Source organism: Congzhengia sp. (genome assembly GCF_037235575.1).
Lineage (GTDB): Bacteria > Bacillota > Clostridia > UBA1381 > UBA9506 > Congzhengia > Congzhengia minquanensis.
In genome coordinates, this window is the sequence record NZ_JAXUNN010000006.1 from 35,189 (window position 1) to 54,278 (window position 19,090).

Genomic DNA, 19,090 nt, shown 5'->3' on the forward strand with positions numbered 1-19,090 from the left:
AAACGGAGTTTTTATCATGGCTAAAATCGACGTATATGATACCACCCTGCGGGACGGCACCCAGGGCGAGGGGATTTCGTTTTCCCTGGCCGACAAAATAAAAATCGTGAAACTTTTAGATGAGCTGGGCGTGTCTTATATTGAAGCCGGCATTCCGGCTTCAAATCCCAAAGACGCAGAGCTGTTTGCCTGCCTTGCGGAAATAAAACTGAAGCACGCAAAAATCGCGGCTTTTGGCAGCACCCACCGGATTGGCGTGCCCGTAGAACAAGACAGCGCGGTGAAGGCGTTAATCGACGCAGGCACTCCTGTGGTGACCATTTTTGGCAAAGCGTGGGACTTGCATGTGAAAGAGGTGTTCCATGCCCGCCTGTCTGAGAATTTAGACATTATCCGCGAAACGGTTTGCTATGTAAAGTCCTTCGGCAAAGAAGTAATTTTCGACGCGGAGCATTTTTTTGACGGATATAAACAAAACCGGGAATATGCGCTGTCAAGTTTGAATGCGGCAAAAAGCGCCGGGGCGGACATCATCTGCCTGTGTGACACCAACGGCGCCGCGTTTCCTGACGAAATTTCTTCCATTGTGGCAGAGGTGAAAGCGTATTTGGGCGGAACAAAGCTTGCAATTCACTGCCACAACGATGTTGGCGTGGCGGTTTCAAACACCCTTTTGGGCGTGTTTGCCGGGGCAGAGCAGGTGCAGGGCACCATGAACGGATTCGGCGAACGGTGCGGCAACGCAAACCTCTGCACCATCATTCCCAATTTGCAGCTAAAGCGCGGATATGACCTGGTGCCGAAAGAGTCACTGAAAAAGCTGAAGAGCATTTCCCGCCACATTTATGAGCTGGCAAACATTGTCCCTGACGAACGCAAGCCCTATGTAGGCGGCATGGCCTTTGCCCACAAGGGCGGCATGCACATCGACGCGGTTTTGAAAAATCCCGTCACGTTTGAGCACATCTCGCCGGAGAACGTGGGGAACGAGCGCAAGCTGTTAATGTCTGAAATGTCTGGCAGGGCGCTGGTGTATGACATTATCAGAAAGTTTGAGCCGGACACAAAAAAAGACGCGCCGGTAATTTCGGAAATTTTAGACGAGATAAAGCGGCTGGAAAATGAGGGGTATCAGTTTGAGGGAGCGGAAAGCTCTTTTGAGCTGATGGTTTTAAAAAAGCTGGGTTTTTACAAGCCCCAGTTTCAATTGGAGCAGTTTCAGGTGATTGCCGCGGCGCCGGCAAAGTCTCAATATACCGCCACTGCCATGATTAAAATCTGTGTGGGAGACACCGCAGAAATTACGGCGGCGGAGGGCGAAGGCCCGGTGAACGCGCTGGATAAAGCACTTAGAAAGGCGCTTTACCGGTTTTATCCCGAACTGAAAAACACGCGTCTGATTGACTTTAAGGTCCGCGTGTTAGATGGCAGCAAAACCGGCACGGCGGCTTTAACGCGGGTGTTAATGGAATCGACCGACGGCAGGACAAACTGGAGCACCGTGGGCGTTTCAGAGGATATTTTAGAGGCCAGCTGGCGCGCGCTGGTAGACTCGGTGGACTATTACATGCTGGACATTAAACGAAACAAACATACCGAAAGGAGCAAAGCGACATGCTAAATTTTGAGTTTTTCACCCCAACAAAAATGATTTTCGGAAAAGATACCCACAAGCGAGTGGGAGAAGTGATAAAAAGCTATGGGTTTCACAAAATTATGCTCCATTACGGCGGCGGCAGCATTCAGAAAAACGGCGTTTATGAGCAGGTTACCGCATCTTTAAAGGACGCGGGCATAGACTTTTTAGACTTTGGCGGCGCAGAACCGAACCCCAAGCTGGAATTGGTGGAAAAGGGCGCACAGCTTTGCAAAGATCACGGCGTTGAACTGGTTTTGGCTGTGGGCGGCGGAAGCGCAATTGACTCGGCAAAGGAAATTGCCGTGGGCGCATGCTATGACGGCAGCACGTGGGATTTTTCTACAAAGGCAAAAACGCCGCGGGCAGCGCTGCCTGTGGGCGTAATTTTAACCCTTGCCGCATCGGGCAGCGAAATGAGCGCGTCTGCGGTAATTACCAACGAAAAGCTGGGGCTAAAGCGCGGATATAATTCAGAGCTTCACAGGCCGCTGTTTTCCATTTGCAACCCGGAGCTTACTTTCACCGTGAATAAGTTCCAAACGGGCTGCGGCATTGTGGACATTTCAATGCACACCTTGGAACGCTATTTTTCAAAATCGCCGGATACACCCCTAACCGACGCAATTGCAGAATCGGTGGTAAGGCAAACCATTGCGGCCGGCCGGCGGGCCATTAAAAACCCCGAGGACTATGACGCCCGGGCGGATTTGATGTGGGCTTCAAGCCTTTCCCACAACGATTTAACAGGCTGCGGCAGGGAAACGTTTATGGCCTGCCATCAGATAGAGCACGAGCTCAGCGGGAAATATGATTTTGTGGCCCACGGCGCAGGCCTTTCTGTGATTTTTCCCGCCTGGGCAAAATATGTTTACAAACACAACGTGCCGCGCTTTGTGCAGTTTGCAAACAAAGTGTGGGACATCCCCGTAAGTCAGGAAAATCCGGAGGAAACGGCCCTGGCAGGCATTTTGGCAACGGAACGCTATTTTGCTGAAATTGGCATGCCGGTGCGGCTTTCTCAGTTGAACGTGGGAGACGAAGCGTTTTACGAAATGGCGGAGAAGTGCACCGAAAGTGGCGGGCGCACGCTGCCCGGCTGGCTGCCCTTGAACACGAAAGAAATTGTAGACATATTTGAGCTTGCAAAATAAAGGAGAACGGAAAATGGAACTGATGAAGCTTCACGCAGACAGGGAGAAAGTTTTTCAAGAAATTACCGCAATTGTGCAAAAGGGTAAAATTTCCACAGAAGGCGGGCTGAAATTTAACGGTGAAGAGCTGGGAAGCCGGACTTGGTACCGGCTGTGCGACATTTTATATGCAACGGGCATTGCAGAAAATTTTCAGGTGGCTGAAACGATTATTGCAAATTATAATCCGCGCATGTGCCACTTTACGCCGGCCATTGTGTCACTGCTTTACCGCAAGTACGAAACCGTGATGTCTCAGCAGGCAAAAGAAAAAATAAAAGACTATTTGCTGTCTGTGCGGGACGAATTTATGGGCCACGATTTGGATTTTATCGGCGTGAACGACAATTTTCCCATGATGAGCACGCTGACGGCCATGAATATGGCGGTAATGTTTGACGATGACGTGATGCAGAAAGAGGCAGAGCGCAGGATCTTGCAGCTTGAGCGTCTGTTGAAGCGCAGAGGCGTTTTGAGTGAATATACCAGCGTTGTCTATTCCGCATTGCAGATTAACGTGCTGGCAAGGCTGACGGAATATGCCACCTGTGAGGCGTTTAAAACCATTGCCCAAAATGCGCAAATCCGCGTGTGGGCAGACTTAATCAGCCACTACCACCCATTCATTGGCAGGTTTGCAGGCCCCAATTCCCGGGCCTATATCGGCGACACCAACGGCGCGACAATTTTTGAAACAAAATGGTTTACCAACCTGCTGAACACAGAGAAACAGTTCTTTCCCGACGAGCTGAAGGATATGGAGTCTATTGTCAGCTATGGCTACTATAATTTAGAGGAATTTACGCTGACAAAAGAGCTGTTCGACTTTGTGCACAAAAAAGAGTTTCCCATGCGCTTTTTGGCAAAGTCGGAGTTTTCCGCTTCTACCGATTCCACGCCGGAGGAGGCTTTCCGCGACTACACCAAAGAGGACGATTTTTATGAATATCCCGCCGGCGTGACAGACGTTGAAACTTATATGACGCGGGATTACGCGGTGGGCACCGCCACGAAGGACTTTCACAACGGCGTGCAAACCAATAGCTTTACCTTAATTTACAAACGGACAGAAACCGCGGAAAGCGCAAAAGACGTGCGGAACGTATTCTGCCGGTATCTGATTAACGACGCGCCTGCCGATAAGCCGAAGCCCTTTGTGGAGCAGGGCAGAAAAACAGCCTTTCAAAAGGACGGCACCGCAATGGTGCTGTATAAGCCGAAAATAAAGGGAAATCCGCCGACCTATTTAGGGCTTTCCAAAGCGGAAACAGAGCACTACAAAAAGCAGGAAATTCCAGGAAATGTTGATGTTTCCTCGTTAAAGCTCTCCATTTTCTTTCCCCTGCGGGAGGGAAACGAGCCGGACGAAATTCGCATTGGCGATAAGGTTTTAAGCGGAAACGTGGGCGCGTCTGTCGATTTGGCGCCGGTGTTTGTGAAAGACGGCGGGGTTTATCTTTCGTTCCAGCCACTTTTCGTAACAGACAAGGGCCGCAAAGCGGCGGTTACGGTGACAAAGGAAGAGCACTACATTATGATTTCATTCTATAACTATGAGGGCGAAGTGAAAGACTTTAAAAAGCGGGATTTTCTGCACATTCGAAACGGGTTTGTGTTCTCCGTGAAAACCAATGAGGAGTGCCCCTCGTTTGACGCGTTTGTAGATGGCGTTAAAAAAACCAAAATTACGGACAGGCTGGAAACCAGCATGCATCAGAGGCAAACCTATATCAGAGCGGTAACGTATGAATCGGAAAACATGAAGCTGAGCTGTGAATATTCCCCTGCCAGCGAGGGAATTAAGCACATGGCGTGCAACGACTTTTGCTTTGACGCGCCCAAGCTATATATTTCAAATTTTGATTATATGGATTTGCCGTATATGAAAGAATAAAAAAAACCGGGAGCGAAACCGCTCCCGGTTTTTTTATTTCGCCGGATATTCGTTGCTTAAAAGGTAGAGGGGCAAAACGTCTTCCTCAATTTCGGGAAAACGGCCCGTCTTTTCAAAAAAGCGGTTGTCCACCCGGTCGTCGTTCACCTTAGACACCTCGCCCAGCAGGATTTTTCCCGTGCCCTTTTCGCCCCAAAACTTGTGATACTGTCCGCTGGGGAGGGTGATGCTTTCTCCCGGCGTTATGCGCACGGTGCCGCCTGCTTCAATTTGAAAATGACGCCCGTCCACCATAATTTCCACGGGAGTGTCAGCAAACTGCTCGTCTTCTGTGGAGTTATACACCTGCACAATCAGGTTGCCGCCGCCGCGGTTTATAATGTCTTCCATTTTGCTCCAGTGAAAATGGAATGGGGTAATTTGTTCCTCCTCTACAATTAAAAGCTTTTCCGCATAGGGTTTTACATATTTTTTGTCGCTGAAGTTTCCGTTCCGCAGGGTAAACATTAAAAGGCCGATTTTTTTATAATCTCCATATCCAAAATCGGTAATGTCCCAGCCCAGCATATTGTCCCGGATTTCGTCATATTCTTTGCCCTTGTCCTTCCAGTCCTCCGGCGTCCAAAAGGCAAAGGGGGGCAGCTTAAAGTTCATTTCGTCAATAAAGGCCACCGCGTCCCGCATAATGGCGTTTAGTTCAGACCGTTTCATTTTTCCATCTCCTTCTGAAAATCAATTTCCTGTTTTAACACATTTGCCATAATTTCATAGCAGGCTCCGTTGGGGTGAATGCCGTCGTGGGTGAGCCCGTCTTTCATGGTTTTTTTGTCTTCCCGGCAGAGAGCGCTGTGATAATCCACATAAGGCACACCGTGCTTACTGCAAAGGACTTTTATGCCGTCGTTCGCCTCTTGCACCATTTGATTTATGCCAGCTTTGTCAAAAGGCGGGCAGATGTCCGTTGGCAAAATGGAGCACTGGTAAAGCCTTTTGCCGTCGCAAAGGCGCATTACTTCTTCAATGTTTGCCAGGAGCTGCGCTAAAACGCGGTTTTTGTCTGCCCCCGGTTTGCGCCACCAAAGGTCCGGCGCGGTGGTTAAAATGTCGTTGGTGCCAATCATGTAGACAATGGCGCTGGGATTTAACTGCAAACAGTCCGCCCGGAACCGTTTCAGGGCTATAGCTGAAACGTCGCCCCCAATCCCGCGGTTTACAAAAAAAGCGCCTGGACCAAAATACAAATTTAAGTCCCACATCCAGGTAATGGAGTCGCCGATAAACAAAAAATCAATTTTTTTCTGTTTACAAAGAAGCTGTTCGTTTTGAATGTCAAACAAAATCCGGTTGTCGTCCGCAGCCACAGATTTACTAAAAAAGCCCGGTTTAATTTGCTCTGCCATGGAATTCCTCCTGTCGTTCCTTTTTACCACCATTATAGCGGAAAACCGCTGACAGGAAAAGAGTTATGTGTACAAAAAATTGTAAATTCGTCCGCGTGCTGTTTATTGCTCATCTTCAAAATCGAATCCGTCAGGAATCTGGTTTTTCATAATTCGTACCGTGAGAAGCGCCACAAGAAAGTTTAAAATGCCCTCTAAAATAAGGGAGACACCCAGCAAAACCATGATAAATCCTGCCGTTTTCACCGGATTTAATACCAACACAAGTCCCAGCAGGGCGGAAGCCACCGCAAACAGCAAAATGGCCCACCACTTATTGATGCCGAATTTTTTCGCTTCAAATGCCGTTTGAATTTTAAAAAGCCCGTCAGCCAGAACAATAATGCCAATTATTGTGTAGATAACGGTTAAGGCCCCCTCGGGGAACAAAAACATTAAAAGCCCAACCAGGCACAAAAGCATGCCGAAGGCAAAATCAAACTGAAACGCCAAACGATATAAATCCTTAGAAAAATAGCCCACAATTTTAATTGCCCCATAAACCATGAGCAAACCGCCCAAAATGTAACAGAGCAGCTTTGCCGAAAACAGCGGACAGGCAATTAACACCACGCCGAGCACGCATAACAGCAGGGACAAGAGAATATAACCGGATTTTGCGAGTTTCACAGGCCAAAGAGAACGCATAAAATTCACTCCTTTTTTTACTTTATCCCTATTGTACCGCATAAAATGGTAAAAGAAAATAGTCATACAAAGGAATGTGTCTTAAATTTAGGCAATCGGCATGAAATGACCAAAAAACAGACACGGGACATAAATTTGTCTGTTGTGCCAAAAGGGCCGGCCTGATAAAATAAAGAATGAAAAAACAACAAGGGGGCTTAAAAACACTGTGGGGAAAAAAACAAAGTTTATTGCAGGAGGCGCTGCGGCCGCAGCACTGATGTTTTTGTTGTGTCATGTTTGCTCCCAAATATTATTTCCCGCGCTGTCCCCCAAGGCCTATACGGTTTCGTGCTTTGCCAACACGTATGACCAAATGCAGAGCGATGTAGACTTCCTTTTGCACAGCGTTGGGCTAAAGGGAAAGTTCCGTTCCTTTCACATGGAGCAAGAGGGCGTGGACTTTAACCTCAACACCGATTTCGATAAAGTGCACATTCAAACAGACGCAAAGGTAAACGACGCCATTCAGGAGCAACTCAAAAACGCCGAAGCCGTCCGCAGGTTTTACGATAAGCTTACAGTGAGAAAGCAGGACTCAAAAACGATTGTCTTAGGCAGCGAAAGCGTGCGGTGCACGGTTTACCACACCACGCTTTCACACAAGCTGCTTTCCGAGTTTTTCGACGAGTTTCATCTGTCTTCTACCTACGAATTTACGAAAGACGAGGTGCTTGAAACGGCGAAACGCTTAGAACAGGAGCTTGGCCTCAAGCTGGATTACGACACCGTCAATTTTTCGTTAGACAAGATGCTGATTGACCCGGAGGACATTACGAAACATTTAAAGGACAACGTGGAGGTTTTTATTTATATCAATAAAAATATTATCCGCCGAATTGACTTGAAAGCGGCTTTCCGCAGCATTGCGTTAAGCGACGTGAACATGAGCGTGACCTTTGGAAACGGCAGCGGAAAACAGGTGCTAAACGACGCAAAAGTCTATTATACCAGTACCCTGGCGGACAGAAAAATTATTTTAAAGGGAAACGTCGGCTTAAAGAAGCAAACAGCAGAGGCCGGGCTGAATTTGGTTTACGACCAGCTGAACATTCTTTCTGCTTCGGTTCATTTTAAAGACAGCGGCGGCCGGTTTCAAATTGCAGGCGAGAGCAAAACCGTGTCCGGGGGCAACACGTTTGCAATTGCGGGCAGCAAGGAGCCGGCGGAGCACGGCCTTACGTTTCAATATACGCTGGGCGAATTAGCGGGAACCGGCGAAGTTTTGATGAAATAAGAATGGAAAGGGCTGAAACAATGAAGTTTATGACGGTGTGCGGCAAAATATTTACGTCAGACCTAAAAAAGCTGGCGCGCAACTGGGTGGCAATGGTAATTGCGGCGGGCATTGCAATTTTGCCGTCTTTATACGGATGGGTGAACATCTTGGTTTCGTGGGACCCCTACGGAAACACAGGCGGCGTGAAGGTGGCAGTGGTGAACGACGATGCAGGAACGGCCATTGAAAACATGAACATTGACATTGGCGCGGAGGTGGAGTCGAACCTTCACGAAAATAGCAAGCTGGGCTGGGTGTTCTGCGACACGGAGGACGAGGCAGTGGAGCTTTGCAGAACCGGTAAGGTATATGCCGCGGTGGTTGTTCCCTCCGATTTTTCGGAAAAAATGGTCAGCTTTCTCACCGAGGACATGGAAAAGCCCACCATGCGGTATTATGTAAATGAAAAAATCAATGCCATTGCGCCAAAAATGACCGACAGCGGCATGAATACACTTCAAAACCAAATTACCTCGTCTTTTGCAAAAACCATTGTAGACAAGGTTTTTGAGGTGCTCAACAGCCTCGGCGTGGATTTTGACAGCCACTACGACAAAATCGCAATGTTAAAGGGTTTTGTCAGCTTTGCCGAGGGCGACTTAAAAAGTGTGGACGGCCGTTTAGATAACATGATTTCCAACGCGAAAGACGGCGTAATCTACCTAGATGACTGTAAGGAAGACGCCGACAGGCTGGCGGAAATTTTAGACAAATGTGTCTATTATTCCGAAACCGTAGGGGACAACGCCATGGCGCTTTCTGACCGGCTTCAAAACGTTTCGGTGAATGTGCGGGACGATTTGGTTTCTGCCCGGGACATTCTTACAGACATTCAAACAGCGGCGGCCGACGCAGGCAGCGACGCTGCCGCCACAAAGACAGATGCGGCGGCCGGCATTTTAAAGGCGGAGAACCATTTAGACGACTTTATTTCCACTTTAGAGTCGGTGAACAAAACCTTTGGCGACGCGGCAGACACGATAAATAACGACATTTTGTCGCAGGAGACGAGAGACCAGGTTATTTCAATGAACAAAGGTCTCATTGAAACCGCCGAAGGGCTGAAAGACACACTTTCAGAATTAAATTCCCTGTCCGGCGCAATGTCTTACGGCATGACGGCGTTTGATAACTTGTCGGCTGCGTTTAACGGCTTGAGCGACGGGCTGGACAAGGTGGAAAGTGTGATAAACAAGGCCTATCAAAACGCCGGAGCCGTGGTAAAAAAGGGGTATGAGCTGTCTGCGGCCATTGAAAATAAAGAACCCGTGCAGGCAATTGCCGCAAAGGTGCGGGAGCTTGATGCGCTGCTCTCCGACAATCCCATTTATGCGTCGCTGAAAACCGTTTGCGAAACCATTTTAAAACACATTGACAGCGACGCAGACCTGACCCTTGACTCGCTGAAACTAAGCGCACAACTCACCAGGCTGGAAACCCGCATGGACGCAAGCCGAAACAGCACGGTTTCTTCCATCAGTGCGGCGCAGACCGCCGCCAGGGCCGGTGCAAGGGCCAGCAAGGCCCTTTATAAAACGTTGAAAAATTTAAGAGCCGCGCCTGGGAACACAATCTCCTCGCTGCAGTCGTCGCTTGACGGAATGATCAGCACCTTAAACGACACCAGCGCCATTATAGAAGACGCCGGCGATGCGGACATCAGCAATTTTCAAAAGGATTTAAACCGGTTTATCGGCACTTTAAAAGAGGTTTCAAACGGGCTGGCTAACGTTTCGAACAAGGTTTCAGACAGCGACACGGTTGAAAAGCTGTTAAACGACGCGGCGAAAACCGCCCGCAAGGGCGCAGACCTGGCAAACGACTTAACCGGTCAAATTGACAATTCGGAAATGATGCCCAAAATTTATGAAATGCTGAACAATACCAAAACTGCAGCGTCGGACATTGCATCTGTTCTGTTGGAAAAGAGTGTGGACATTGGGGAATTAAAGAGCTTTGTTGACAAGCTGAAGGACAAAAGCACCATTGCATTAGATGATGTGCAAAGCTTTAAAGACAAGGTAGAGGAGCGGCTTTCACCCTTTTACGACGCCGCCGAAAAGCTGAAAAATGTGATGAACGTGGTGAGCATGTCGGACGTTTCAAAGCTCTTGAACATGGACGGCAGCGGCGAGAGTGATTTTATTTCCGCCCCGGTGAAGGTGGATTCTACCAAGCTGTTCCCCATGGAAAACTACGGCGCGGGGCTGACGCCGTTTTATACCACCCTGTGCCTGTGGGTGGGCGCGGTGTTAATGTGCGCGCTGTTTTCAACCAAAGCGCACAATGTTCCGTTCCCGGTGACTCCCAGACAAGAATATGTGGGAAAGCTGATGTTCTTTGCATTTTTCGGCGTCCTGCAAGGCCTGATTGCAGGCCTGGGAGATGTGGTGCTGTTAAACGTGCGGATGGAGCACCCGGCCCTGTTCGTTCTGCTGTCCATGTTTTACAGCCTGGTGTTCACTACCATTGTTTATACGTTGGTTTCGCTGTTTGACAATGTGGGCAAGGCGCTGGCCGTGGTATTTTTGGTGTTCCAGATTGGCGGCACCGGCGGCACGTTCCCCATTGAGGTTACACCGGCATTTTTCCAAATGATTTATAAAATCATGCCCTTTACCTATGGCATTATGGGTATGCGGGAGTGCGTAGGCGGCATTGTGGCGGCAAATTTGCTGAAAGACATTTGTGTACTTACGGTTTACAGCATTACGTTTTTCCTGATTGGATTTTTCTTAAAATCGTTCCTTGCAAGGAAAATGGCGCCGCTGTCAAAAAAGTTGGGCGAGTCGAACATTTGCGGACATTAAAAACGGCCGGCATTTTGCCGGCCGTTTCGTTTATTCGTTTTCCGCACTGCGCAGAAACGCGGTTTGGGTTGCGCCGCTAAACAGCTCACAAAGGCGCTTTATGTTCTGCTGAATGTCATAATTCATGCCGGAGTTCAGCCAGTCTAACACAAAGCCGATTAACTGGCACTTGTAGTAATGGATGATAATCTCTTTGTCAGCGGAGGAAACGTCATATCCCCGGGCAATTTTGTGAATATATTCTTTTGCAGTAAATTCCGCAATTTTGTTTAAATACCGCTCAAAGGATTCCCGGCTTTGAGACTGGTAAAGGTGCATTACGGCCCTTTTGTTTTTCAGCGCCATATCCAGGGCAATGGTCAGGCAGTCTTCAAACGAGGTCAGGTCTTTGGCCTGTTCAACGATTTTTGCCGCGTCTTCCATCAAAACGGCCTCCGCCAGGCTGGGGAGGTCTTCAAAATGGTAGTAAAACGAATTGCGGTTTATTCCGCAGTCCTCCACAATATCCTTCACGGTGATTTTAGACAGGGGCTTTTCATTTAAAAACTTTAAAAACGAGGCGATAATTGCCTTTTTCGTAAACGACGCCATGAACATTCACGCCCTTTCAAATTACTTGCTGTAATGAAACACCTCTATTATACCACAATTGGCATGCTTTTTCAAGAAAGGGCTTAAAATGAAAAAACCAGACAATATGGCGGGTGTCCGTAAATAGTTAAATGACAAATTTAACTATTTACGGCATCTGTCAGATGGGGTTGGTAAACAACAACGAAAAATGAGTGATGCCAGGTCGAAAGACCGAGCATCACTCATTTTTTATCTCAACACATTTTCTTTTGATATTATGGAGGTATATATTATACAAGAACTGAACTATCTTCGTTGTGGTGATTACTACATTCCGGACATTCGATTGGAAAGGCCGAATATCCGTCTCGGCAAGTGGGGACGGATGCGTAGAGAGTATCTGCGACTGGCACACCCTGTCCTATTCTCCGAACTGGTACTGTCCGAAAAGCTCTACGAGCGTTGTGCCAAAATCGAATCAACAGCCAAGAGCCGTATGGAGATTATCGTGCCACAGCTCATGAAGCACTACGGCGTGGTGGAGAAACTGAAAGCGAGTAATCAGCTTGAATGGGTACGCCAGATGAATTCTTGTGTTGCACAGGCTGAGGAAGCTATAAGGCTATATTATCACAGGATATTGATTCTGGACTGGTTTTGTGCTATAATTAGACTAAAATTAGTCTGGAGGGATTGGAATGTCGAAAGAACTTATTTACTTAGACACTTATATTTTGCAAAAAGATATGCGAATTAGGTTGCCCAAAAGCATATTAGCAAACCTTAATGCAGAAAAAGGGGTGACACAATTTAAGATTTATTATGACCAATCCGAAAATCATATTGTGTTAATAAAGGATGATAACGATAATGAATAAAACCGTAATGCGTAAAGAAGTTGATTATACAAAATCAGTAACACAACAACACATTAAGTCATTAGGACAATACTTCACTAACCCTGCAATTGCTCGTTTTATGTGCGATTGGGCATGCAGAAATGCTAAGACTGTTCTTGACCCTGCGGTGGGCAATAGTATTTTTTTGCAATATGCAGCTGATATTAGCCCTAATTGTGAATTAACTGGTTATGAAATCGACAAGAAAATCTTGGACTTCTTTGGAAATCCAACATCTGCCAACATATATAACTCTGATTATTTATTAAATGGCTGGGATTTACAATTTGATGCCATTGTATGCAATCCTCCATATAATAGATTTCAAGCCGTCTCAAACAGAACGGAAATACTCGAAAATATATGTTCCCATACTGGAATTGAATACAGTAGTTATACAAATTTATATGTATTATTTCTTATTAAGAGTATCTTTCAAATGTCTAACAATGGTCGCTTGGCATATATTATTCCGAGCGAATTCCTTAATTCTAAATATGGTGTTGCAATAAAGAAACTCATGATTGAAAAAAGATTGCTAAAAGCAATCATCAATTTTAGTAACGATAAAGACTTGTTCTTCAATGCAACCACCACTTGTTGTATTCTGCTACTTGACAAGGAAGAGAAAGATGAGGTTCTATTCTATAATCTTGACTCGGTTAGTCAACTGGAAAAATCAACAGCTATACTATTGGAAAACCAAGAGCATCTTAGCGTTAAGTATGGAGAGATTAACCCTAATGAAAAATGGAGAAGTTACCTTTATCGCGAAGAAACAGTATCCTATAGCAATCTTTTGAATCTATCTAACTTCTGTGGAGTTTCAAGAGGAATAGCGACAGGAGCAAATGATTTTTACTGTTTTAACAAAAGTAAGATGCGAGAAAATGATATTGAGGACAGTTATTTCTCAAAGTGTATTTGTAGATCAGCAGATGTCAAATCGATTATCTTCACGGAAAAAGATTTCAGCTCCTTGGCAGAACAAGACAAAACTGTCTACTTGTTGGATGTCCAAGGGGAATTGACGGAAAGCATAAAAAAATATATTAAACATGGCGAAGAAGAAGGCGTTAATAAAAAATATTTACCGGCTGGTCGAACTCCTTGGTATTCTATGGAGCAAAAAAAGCCAGCTCCTATATGGGTAAGTTCTGCATGTAGAGATAAAATTAAGTTTGTAAGGAATATTATGGGAATCAAGGCACTAACTACATTTCACTCTATTTATGTAAGAGAGGAATACGAAAAATATACAGATTTGATTTTTTGTTACTTTCTTACACCAATTGCCCAAACGATACTGAGGGAAAATAGAAAGAAATTGGGAAATGGATTGGAAAAGTTTCAGCCAAACGATTTGAATTCTGCGTTGATGCTGGATGTAACATTGATTACGCCTGAAGATTGTGATCGAATAATGGACATTTATCATTCGCTGACAACAACAATAACAGATGCGGAACTTGATATGTTAAACGGTATATTTCTAAAATATTTAAGTGATTGCTAATAGAAAGAGCGAAGGCAAAACCTTCGCTCTTTCGTTATTCCTCAATATAGTTAGACAAGGATACTGCCACATCTGAAGGAACTCTTTTTACATCAATGCGGATGTTCTCTGGAATTGAAGCTTTTAGTTCCTTTTGCAGTTGTCCAGTCTGGAGAGAATATCTGGAAACATTGAAAATGATTTTGTCATTATAGCGTTCAGCAATGGGTGTGCTATAATGAATAAGTTGATTTCCAGAAATTTTCTAAGTGCCGGGATTAGATTGTGAGCCCGATACTCCCTCTGTCTCTCCAGAAAGGAAAGAGTCAATCAGTTGCTGAAATGTAATTGTCACAAAATCACCTCCCGCTTTTTCTTTTCTTTTTTTCAAGTGCTACTTGGTTTGCTTCCTCCAACACCAGAAGGAACTCTTGCGGTGTGCGTTTGACAGCAGTACTCAGATTTTTGTACATAGAAGATTGAAGATTTCCGTTATTGCTTGGATTCACATAAACATCCGGTATCCATGCTGTCGGGAATACAATGCATTTGTTCAAGCCTATTGTCATGTCATCGTTGAAACTTATCACAAACGTCGCTACATACAAATTGGCTGAAGGATTTTCTTTATAAAAATCAATTAACCCTACCGCTTTTGATATATCGTCCTTATTGGTTCTACCACCTAATACAGCAGACTTGATATTAACATATGATTCCTTGTTGCCATCGTAACAAAATCTAAAGTCAAAGACACCAACTTCAGAGTCTGCGGTGTGTACGCTATCAAAGCCCAGTTGCTTAACACGACTTTCAAGACCTTGGCTAATTACTTCTTCGACAATTCGCCACACGGTACGCCCTTTTGCTGCTTTGCGCCAACCATATGGCATAATATCGGTATTAGCAATTGGAATGTTGCCGATGTGTTTAATTAGTTGATTAAGCTTTTCTTCGAGGTGCTTTCGTTCAACCTCAACAGATGCTAATTGTTCATTACGAGTCATTTACTAATAACCTCCCCAAATGTTATAAATCTCGAAACAAGTCACTCAAAGATATTTCCAATCCATCAGCAATCTTCTTGATGTTCTGGAGTGCAGGATTTCTTTTACCTGCCTCAATCGAAGCAAGATAGGTTCTGTCCATATCAATAGACAGAGCAAATTTTTCTTGACTCTTTCCGGTTGCTTTTCGTAATTGTTGTATCCTCAGACCAAACTCTTTTTGAATATTCAAATGAAGTCCACCTCCATGATTAAACATTATATATTAAAATTTTACTCAATTGTTGCAAATAAGACAACGGATTATAAGTAACAAAATAATAAATCCTAATCAAATTCAATAAATGACCAAGCCAAAAGGCACAAATCGTAAAAAAGTTTGTGCCTTGCTTTTTGGTTTGTAGCGAAAATCACTTCTACGCAGATTGCATAGAAGTAATTCTTAACTTCGACACAGGCTGTGTACAAGTTGGATTTTCCACTTCTGTCCAAGTTGGTCAGAAGTTCGATTTTGAAAATCTGTGCCACGCTGACACGAATTTGGGAAATAGCAGAGCCGACCACCCGTGTCAACGGTCAAAATGAACGGGCTTTGCCCGCCGTTGACAAGTGTGCCCGACTCCGCTTATGGGCAATCAAGGGGCGACGGCAAAAAGTGCTGCCGCTCCTATTCATAGAAAAGATACAATTACGATGGCAATAATTTTATATGTAAATCTTGACAGCAATGGTCGTTTTCTGTATAATGATGTCGTGCAAAGTTTATTCACATACAACTGAATAGCGAAATGTTCATTTATTGAATACGTCGGGATTGCCCGACACGGTATCGGTACACCTGAAGTGCCGAGCTGCTCCACCACGCCATAGGTTCTGTTGGCAGGAGCAGTACGAACACAGAACCCGACTTTGATTTTTCAGAGCCGATTACATAGAACATCATTTGAAGCGAGAGCATTGCTCCCGCCGATTCTTGGTGTTTTGTGTAATCGGCTCTTTTGTTTTGCCCATTTTCAAAAATATGCAGGATGCGTCAAAGTATCAAAATGAGACTTTGAAGAAAGGGCAAAAACGATATAGCTGGGTAGCGTAGAGCAAGATTCTACCAAGGGTCCAAATTTCGCCTACTGCTCATTTTGCCCTCTTGGAATCTTGTTGGGGAGTGCCTTCCCCAAACCCTGCTCACGTCCTCACGGACTTCATATCCCTCGCTTCCGCTTGGGAGCGAAAGCTCGTACATTCCGTCGCTCGTCCTTTCCCCACACAACCCACTTCGTTGGGCTTGTGCGGGGACCCCAAAAGCAAATCGGAAGCGTTACGGCTGCCGCCGATTTTGAATTTTCAAAAATCAAAGGAGGAACCGAATGACCAAAACCAACAACACGCCAAAACGCAACAACATCGTCAAGACTCGTTTGGACGATGAAGAACACGCCGAGTTTATGCGGCAACTAAAAATTTACGATATGAACCAATCAGAGTTTATTCGTGAAGCCATTTCCGGTGCAACCATCCGTCCGGTCATTGTGGCATCCGTCATCAATGACGAGCTGCTGTCTGCCATCGGCAAGCTGACCGCTGAATATGGCAGAGTCGGAAATAATCTCAATCAGATTGCCCGACACCTCAATGAATGGCCTTCCCCCTATCCAGATATGGCTAATGAATTGCGGGATGCCGCCGCTGACCTTGCTACGCTGAAATTTGAAGTTATGAAAAAAAGGTAGGTGATGCTGTTGGCGACATTCAAGCATATAAGCTCTAAAAATGCGGACTACTCCGCGGCCGAGCTTTATCTCACTTTTGAGCATGATGAGTTTACCATGAAAGCCACCCTGGATGAAAACGGCAGGCTTATCCAAAGAGAGGATTATCGTATTGCCACCCTCAACTGCGGGGATGAAGATTTTGCGATTGCCTGTCTCCGAGCCAATCTCCGATACGGCAAAAACCAAAAACGAGAGGATGTCAAAAGCCATCACTACATCATCAGCTTTGACCCGAAGGATGTACTCGACCACGGTTTGACCGTGGATATGGCACAACAGCTTGGCGAGGACTTTTGCAAAAATCATTTCCCCGGTCATCAAGCAATCGTCTGTACCCACCCGGACGGACACAACGGCAGCAAGGTAAGAGTGACCGAGCGTGAGTATTGGGCGAAGAAAAAAGGGCAGTTTGCCTTGGATGAAGAAAATGCCGACCTCACAGAAAAGGGTGAATCCATCAAGCAGACAAAGTTTGAAACGGACAAGGATAAGCTCCGTGAGGAAATCCGTATGGCTCTTTCTGATGCCGTCAGCTTTGAGGACTTCGCTGAGAAGCTTCTCCGCCGTGGTATAGAGGTCAAGGAGAGTCGTGACAGACTTGGAGTCGGCAGAAAAATTGCAGACGAGCCGCAAGCAGCTTGAACGCAACGAACGCCGAATCTCAGAGTTGAAAAGGCTATTTATTCAGATTTACGAGGACAATGCCAAAGGCAATCTGAGTGATGAACGCTACGAGATGATGAGTCAGAACTACGAAGCGGAACAGAAACAGCTTGAAGCAGAGGTTATCGCTCTGTGACAGGAAACTGAAGTACAGGAAAGACAGAACGAAAATATTGATAGGTTCATCCGAACGGCAGATAAATATGTGGACATCGAGGAAATCGACCCATGTATGCTGCGAGAGCTGATAAAGGCAATCTATGTGGAAGCACCCGACAAGTCCAGCGGCAAACGCAGACAGAACGTCCACATCGAATATGACGGTATCGGCTTGATCCCTTTGGAAGAACTTGCGAAAAAGGAAACGGCATGACTTTCGTCACGCCGCCCCTTGAAAACAGTCGTTTTCAAGCATTTTTCAAAATAACTGTTTTACGAAGCCCCGGCTAATGTCTGGTTTTTTTATTATTGTTTTCTTTAGACGCACGAAAGAACACTTTCTACCCAGGTGCGCAATCGCGCACCTGAATAAAAAGCGGTTTGCAGTATGTTTTCTGCAAACAAAGTTGTGTGTGTCCCTTTAATCCCCATTAGGCACATAATCCAATTTCCGAACACAGACAGCGGTGTATATGTGGCCGCATGCAAGCAGGAGGCTTTTCCCGTGCCCCGGGGTGCGGCAACGCATATAAAAAAGACAGCATTGTCAAGTTTGCGTTACGTCTATAAATCCCTTTCCCCTTTTAAGGTGCGTGTGTTCGTTTGTGTGGTGTGTGATGTGTGTGTTGTGTGTAAGGACATGCTTTAACCCTTGCGCTGAGGGCGAAGCATAGCCAAAATCGCCGCCTGCATTGGATTGTGCGCCTAAAGAAAACAATAAATTTCTGCAACAAAAATTATTATACCAGCTTTTTCGCGGAATTTCAAGGAAAAAAGCAAGAAAAAAGTTCACATTTTGAAACACTTTGTTCTGCGTATGCCAAGCGTTCTGCAGGGGAATAGTAAAAGTGGAGTGTGATTGATTTTATGAACAAGAACAGAGGCAAAAACAGGATATGGCTTACAGCTGCAGTTTTTGTCATTGCAGCCGTTATAACTGCAGTTACGATATTTATTTTTCCATATATACAGAAATTATGTGACCCCGCGTCACGAAGAGACTTTCAAAACTGGGCAAGCGCTTTTGGCCCGGCGGCTTTTTTTGCGGTGCTGGGGCTTCAGATTCTTCAAATTGTCATTGCGTTTCTCCCGGGAGAGCCCATTGAAATTTTGTGCGGCGCCCTGTTTGGCACGTGGGGCGGGCTGTTTGTGTGCTTGCTGGGGAGTGTAATTGCCTCCGCATTTGTGTTCTGCATTTCCAGAAAGCTGGGAATGCCTCTTTTTAATAAGCTGTTTGGCGAAAAGATGAAACGGTTCCGTTTTTTAAACGACAGCAGTCAGATTGAAAGCGTAACGTTCTTTTTATTTTTCATTCCCGGAACGCCAAAAGACCCGCTGACATACCTTGCTGGTGTCAGTCCTATAAAGCTTTCGCGATTTTTGCTCATTTCCACCATTGCGCGGATTCCCTCCATCGTTACGTCCACCTTTGTTGGGGCGAATGTGCAGAATGGAAATTTTACCCAGTCTGCCGTTATGTTTCTCGTAACCGCTGCTGTTGGAATTATCTGTATTCGGTTTAAAGAAAATTTGCTTCAGTTTTGTAAAGCGCTGGGCAAAAAGAAAGCACAATAAAAACAGCCGAGT

At 45.7% G+C, this 19,090-nt stretch carries 15 protein-coding genes and 4 pseudogenes; 13 read left to right on the plus strand and 6 right to left on the minus strand.

All coding sequences use genetic code 11. From position 1 onward, the window contains the following. The first annotated feature begins 16 nt into the window (after positions 1–16). From cimA to WIG73_RS00560, 3 genes are read left to right on the plus strand one after another with little or no spacing between them, the layout of a single operon-like run. On the plus strand, positions 17–1,621 hold the full coding sequence (gene cimA / locus WIG73_RS00550) for a citramalate synthase (RefSeq protein ID WP_337398824.1): 1,605 nt from the start codon (positions 17–19) through the stop codon (positions 1,619–1,621). Beyond that, a complete protein-coding gene (locus WIG73_RS00555; protein WP_337398826.1) occupies positions 1,615–2,790 on the plus strand; it encodes an iron-containing alcohol dehydrogenase in 1,176 nt (391 codons plus the stop codon). Before cimA ends, WIG73_RS00555 begins: the two co-directional genes overlap by 7 nt. A 13-nt stretch (positions 2,791–2,803) precedes the next feature. Then, on the plus strand, positions 2,804–4,723 hold the full coding sequence (locus WIG73_RS00560; protein ID WP_337398828.1) for a hypothetical protein: 1,920 nt from the start codon (positions 2,804–2,806) through the stop codon (positions 4,721–4,723). A gap of 33 nt (positions 4,724–4,756) precedes the next feature. On the opposite strand, the gene WIG73_RS00565 is transcribed toward WIG73_RS00560, so the two are convergent. The 3 genes from WIG73_RS00565 to WIG73_RS00575 all read right to left on the minus strand — a co-directional run bounded on the left by WIG73_RS00565 (position 4,757) and on the right by WIG73_RS00575 (position 6,810). Then, positions 4,757–5,434, minus strand: coding sequence for a D-lyxose/D-mannose family sugar isomerase (locus tag WIG73_RS00565; protein WP_249311247.1), 678 nt, complete (start codon positions 5,432–5,434; stop codon positions 4,757–4,759). Beyond that, entirely contained in the window at positions 5,431–6,123 is a 693-nt protein-coding gene (locus WIG73_RS00570) for a GDSL-type esterase/lipase family protein (RefSeq protein ID WP_337398831.1), read from the minus strand. The genes WIG73_RS00565 and WIG73_RS00570 overlap by 4 nt, the downstream gene beginning before the upstream one ends. Positions 6,124–6,225: 102 nt before the next feature. Continuing rightward, a complete protein-coding gene (locus WIG73_RS00575; protein ID WP_337398833.1) occupies positions 6,226–6,810 on the minus strand; it encodes a DUF308 domain-containing protein in 585 nt (194 codons plus the stop codon). A gap of 208 nt (positions 6,811–7,018) precedes the next feature. Here WIG73_RS00575 and WIG73_RS00580 point away from each other — a divergent pair, with 208 nt between their 5' ends. Both WIG73_RS00580 and WIG73_RS00585 read left to right on the plus strand, forming a co-directional pair. Next, positions 7,019–8,086: a hypothetical protein gene (locus WIG73_RS00580; RefSeq protein ID WP_337398835.1), complete on the plus strand. Its 1,068-nt coding sequence runs from the start codon at positions 7,019–7,021 to the stop codon at positions 8,084–8,086. Between the two features lie 2 nt (positions 8,087–8,088). Then, positions 8,089–10,938, plus strand: coding sequence for a YhgE/Pip domain-containing protein (locus tag WIG73_RS00585; protein ID WP_337398836.1), 2,850 nt, complete (start codon positions 8,089–8,091; stop codon positions 10,936–10,938). Between the two features lie 30 nt (positions 10,939–10,968). Here WIG73_RS00585 and WIG73_RS00590 read toward each other — a convergent pair whose 3' ends face one another. Next, entirely contained in the window at positions 10,969–11,529 is a 561-nt protein-coding gene (locus tag WIG73_RS00590; protein WP_177679727.1) for a TetR/AcrR family transcriptional regulator, read from the minus strand. A 259-nt stretch (positions 11,530–11,788) separates the two neighbouring features. Here WIG73_RS00590 and WIG73_RS00595 point away from each other — a divergent pair. The 3 genes and pseudogenes from WIG73_RS00595 to WIG73_RS00605 all read left to right on the plus strand — a co-directional run. Further along, positions 11,789–12,133: pseudogene (locus WIG73_RS00595) on the plus strand (TnpV protein); the annotation flags it as partial. 76 nt (positions 12,134–12,209) lie between these two features. Next, entirely contained in the window at positions 12,210–12,389 is a 180-nt protein-coding gene (locus tag WIG73_RS00600) for a hypothetical protein (RefSeq protein ID WP_337398883.1), read from the plus strand. Then, complete coding sequence (locus WIG73_RS00605) at positions 12,382–13,926, plus strand: N-6 DNA methylase (RefSeq protein WP_337398837.1); 1,545 nt, start codon at positions 12,382–12,384, stop codon at positions 13,924–13,926. The genes WIG73_RS00600 and WIG73_RS00605 overlap by 8 nt, the downstream gene beginning before the upstream one ends. 338 nt (positions 13,927–14,264) lie before the next feature. Here the strand turns inward: WIG73_RS00605 and WIG73_RS00610 are convergent, their stop codons facing one another. Both WIG73_RS00610 and WIG73_RS00615 read right to left on the minus strand, forming a co-directional pair. Further along, on the minus strand, positions 14,265–14,912 hold the full coding sequence (locus WIG73_RS00610; protein WP_177679719.1) for a hypothetical protein: 648 nt from the start codon (positions 14,910–14,912) through the stop codon (positions 14,265–14,267). 22 nt (positions 14,913–14,934) lie between these two features. Beyond that, positions 14,935–15,144, minus strand: a complete 210-nt coding sequence (locus WIG73_RS00615) for a helix-turn-helix transcriptional regulator (protein ID WP_249311240.1) — start codon at positions 15,142–15,144, stop codon at positions 14,935–14,937. 1,132 nt (positions 15,145–16,276) lie between these two features. Between WIG73_RS00615 and mobC the strand changes: the two are divergent. From mobC to WIG73_RS00640, 5 genes and pseudogenes are all read left to right on the plus strand, one after another. Further along, positions 16,277–16,677: pseudogene (gene mobC, locus WIG73_RS00620) on the plus strand (plasmid mobilization relaxosome protein MobC). Next, positions 16,649–17,281, plus strand: a pseudogene (locus WIG73_RS00625) (relaxase/mobilization nuclease domain-containing protein); the annotation flags it as partial. The pseudogenes mobC and WIG73_RS00625, both read left to right, overlap by 29 nt. Before the next feature lie 67 nt (positions 17,282–17,348). Beyond that, positions 17,349–17,480: a hypothetical protein gene (locus tag WIG73_RS00630; RefSeq protein ID WP_337398840.1), complete on the plus strand. Its 132-nt coding sequence runs from the start codon at positions 17,349–17,351 to the stop codon at positions 17,478–17,480. A gap of 21 nt (positions 17,481–17,501) precedes the next feature. Further along, positions 17,502–17,717, plus strand: a pseudogene (locus WIG73_RS00635) (DUF4368 domain-containing protein); the annotation flags it as partial. A gap of 653 nt (positions 17,718–18,370) precedes the next feature. Further along, positions 18,371–19,078, plus strand: coding sequence for a VTT domain-containing protein (locus tag WIG73_RS00640; RefSeq protein ID WP_337398842.1), 708 nt, complete (start codon positions 18,371–18,373; stop codon positions 19,076–19,078). Positions 19,079–19,090 lie beyond the last annotated feature (12 nt).

Coding starts and splice junctions, on each gene's coding strand:
- cimA (WP_337398824.1), top strand. CDS start 17: ATGGCTAAAATCGACGTATATGATACCACCCTGCGGGACGGCACCCAG.
- WIG73_RS00555 (WP_337398826.1), top strand. CDS start 1,615: ATGCTAAATTTTGAGTTTTTCACCCCAACAAAAATGATTTTCGGAAAA.
- WIG73_RS00560 (WP_337398828.1), top strand. CDS start 2,804: ATGGAACTGATGAAGCTTCACGCAGACAGGGAGAAAGTTTTTCAAGAA.
- WIG73_RS00565 (WP_249311247.1), bottom strand. CDS start 5,434: ATGAAACGGTCTGAACTAAACGCCATTATGCGGGACGCGGTGGCCTTT.
- WIG73_RS00570 (WP_337398831.1), bottom strand. CDS start 6,123: ATGGCAGAGCAAATTAAACCGGGCTTTTTTAGTAAATCTGTGGCTGCG.
- WIG73_RS00575 (WP_337398833.1), bottom strand. CDS start 6,810: ATGCGTTCTCTTTGGCCTGTGAAACTCGCAAAATCCGGTTATATTCTC.
- WIG73_RS00585 (WP_337398836.1), top strand. CDS start 8,089: ATGGAAAGGGCTGAAACAATGAAGTTTATGACGGTGTGCGGCAAAATA.
- WIG73_RS00590 (WP_177679727.1), bottom strand. CDS start 11,529: ATGGCGTCGTTTACGAAAAAGGCAATTATCGCCTCGTTTTTAAAGTTT.
- WIG73_RS00600 (WP_337398883.1), top strand. CDS start 12,210: ATGTCGAAAGAACTTATTTACTTAGACACTTATATTTTGCAAAAAGAT.
- WIG73_RS00605 (WP_337398837.1), top strand. CDS start 12,382: ATGAATAAAACCGTAATGCGTAAAGAAGTTGATTATACAAAATCAGTA.
- WIG73_RS00610 (WP_177679719.1), bottom strand. CDS start 14,912: ATGACTCGTAATGAACAATTAGCATCTGTTGAGGTTGAACGAAAGCAC.
- WIG73_RS00640 (WP_337398842.1), top strand. CDS start 18,371: ATGAACAAGAACAGAGGCAAAAACAGGATATGGCTTACAGCTGCAGTT.